The sequence below is a fragment of the bacterium genome (assembly GCA_035530055.1).
GTDB lineage: Bacteria > UBA6262 > WVXT01 > WVXT01 > WVXT01 > WVXT01.
The window spans coordinates 1-2728 of record DATKVN010000027.1 but is presented as its reverse complement, the minus strand read 5'-3'; the positions used below and the strand labels follow the sequence as shown (position 1 = coordinate 2728).

1 protein-coding gene is annotated in these 2728 nt (G+C 41.5%); it reads right to left on the bottom strand.

Features of this window, described 5'->3' with window-relative positions:
• A partial coding sequence (locus tag VMW39_02795; GenBank protein ID HUW22947.1) for a hypothetical protein occupies nt 1-2521 on the bottom strand: 2521 nt, incomplete at its 3' end.
• Nucleotides 2522-2728 lie beyond the last annotated feature (207 nt).

Genomic DNA, 2728 nt, shown 5'->3' with positions numbered 1-2728 from the left:
CCTTTAATCTTCTCCCGGGTATAGCCATATTCCTTTTAGAATCTTCATCTTTTTTAACCTGTTTCCCAGAAGAAAAATTTACTGGATAATCTCGCCATTCAGTATCTATATTTATTGTATTCTGCTTACCCCTTCTCATTCCCGCCTGGGCAGAACCTGTTACCTCCCCCGTCCTCCGGGAAAAGCGAAATTTATCTACACTCAGTGCCTGCTCGGTTATGTTAAATGCGAAAGCTAATTCGTCAAAAGAGACCTGGCCGACCCTGGGCTGGACGATGGAAACTGCTCCTTTAGCTTTAACATTCTCCCGCCAGGAGTCACTCAAGGAGAGGTTGGAAAAATCGATTTTACCCCGAAGGGTACCTACCATTTCTCTCAGCTTGCCAGCCTTGTCAGAAAATAGAGTGGAGATTAACTTCAAGTCGCCATCTGTTGATTCTACGGAGCCTCTTACCACGGGTATCTCTCCAGCGAAGTTGACAGTTAAGTTTGCATAGTAGACATTGTTAAGTTTAAAGGAGGTGACTTTCAAAATCTTCTCCCGGTAATCAACCCCAGAGTCAAATTTTATCTTTTCCTCCATTACTTTTAAACTAGTGGACCACAATTTTCCGGAAACCTCGGGGGATTCGATTGTTCCTCCAATTTTACCCAGGAAATTGACTCGCCCGGAAAATCTATCGCTTCGCCGGGCAAGCCAGGGCAGATGTCCAGTTTCCACATAGGAGTTTACAACTGTTAACTGCAATTTCTTGTCCCCAAGAAGTCCAATCTCACCAGCCAAAGCCATCCCGGCGCGCCCGAGGGCAGAAATCTCTAATCGGGAAATTCTTATATCCTTCCTGCCCAACAGGAGAGTAGTATTTAACTTATAGTTATCCTCTCTAGTATTGGCTTCTATTTTTAGTTCTCTGTTTGCATAATTGAAAATTCCTGAGACAGACCCTAAATTGGTTCCTAAAAATTTCACTTCTGTCAAGTCTATTTTTCCGTTAGCCTGGATTTCCAGGGGTTTACCGAAAATATCACCGGAAAGAGACCCTTTGCCCTTTGCTTTATCTGACCAATATGGCGAAAGGAGACTTCCCAGGTCGATACTACGCAAAACAAAATCTAAATCCACATAGGGTCTATCAATATCTATCTTCCCAGAAAAGACCACAGTCCCCTCGTAAATTCTACCCTGCAGGTTTATTATTCTCACTATCCTGTTTTGATAGATGAATTGACCCTGGAATTCCTCAACCAGCCGACCCGCTATTTTACCCTGGGGAAGAAGGAACCAGCCTTTTAACTTAGGACTGGATAAACTTCCCGATATATCCACAGATACTTTCGCCAAACCGTCTAAAGGAAGGATTCTCTTCAACTCATCGATTTTGACAATTTCCTGAATGCGAGAAAGCCCGAAATTGGCTGAAAGGTTAACTCCCAGAGCGGGCTGGGAAAGGTATCTCTCCAGACCACCGCAAAGTTTGATTTCCGCCCCTCCATATTGCAGAAATATTTCCTGACTACCAATTCTGTGATTGTCAAAAACGACCCTTCCTCTGATATTTTTCACTGTGTGAGATAACCATCGGCAGGATAGTTCCGCGAGGGCCAATTCGCCAGAAAAGGAGAGAATTTGGGCAAAATCCTTAAACCTCTTTTGCTCCCCATTCATAGATGTCGCTATACCAACAATGCTGTTATAATTTTCCTCATTGAGAGTTGTGTTCAAATCTAGAGAGAGATTTCCTTTGCCCGTTAATATTCTAAAGTCTGGACTGGACAGAAAGAGGTTACTCAAATTTGCCAGGTCTAAATTGAAAATATTTAAATTAATGCTTAATTCCTTTTTCTCCTTAGAATACGTGCCTTTCAATCTTATCTTATCATTCCTGTTTTGGTTACTTTTACCAGAAAAATTAAAATGGATTTGTGAACGTAACTTTTCCTCACGCTGGGACTTTTCTTGCCAGGGTAAGCGGTAGATTCTATCTCTTGTAGTGAGACTACCAGAAACATCTCCTATTTCAATCTTTCTAACTTTTTCTTCCACATCTTCAATTGTGACCTTTCCGCCCACAATTACAATATGGGGAAGTGTAGTAATAGCCGATTCTTTCTGGAACGTTGCCGGAAGCACGAAATTCCACTTACCCATGCGATTGGTCAACAGGAGACGGGGAGATTTGAGAACAATTTTTCTTATACTCTTTCCCAGATTTCGTTTCTTGAGCAAAATAAGAAGGGGATTATAATTAATGGTAACTTTCTCACAGACTAAAACTGCCCCCTCTGACACTCTCCTCTCACCGGCTATAGCAACATTCTGCAAGGTAATGCGATTAACAATATTCGTACTAATTTTGCCCACAGTAACTTCTCTATGGAAAGCTTTTTTTAGCTCAACTTCCACATAAGTTTTCATTATTCTGGACAAAGTCCTTGTGGTCCTGGTTAAGTATAAAAATCCCAGAGCCACAACAAGAAGACCAATAAAAATAATAGTTGTTCTCAAAAACCCCTTTTTCACTCGACCTCCAAATTGAACCTATTATATTTCTTTCCGCCTCAAATTGCAAGCAAAAAATGGGATACTTCTGGAAAGAAAAGATAGGAATTCTTCAAAAAGGCAGGTTTTTATAGGAGAAAAACCCCCGATAGGATCGGAGAAATATGCTGACACGCAGTGTCATTGCGAAGAACAAAGTCCTGAAGCAATCTCGAGATTGCTTCGTCG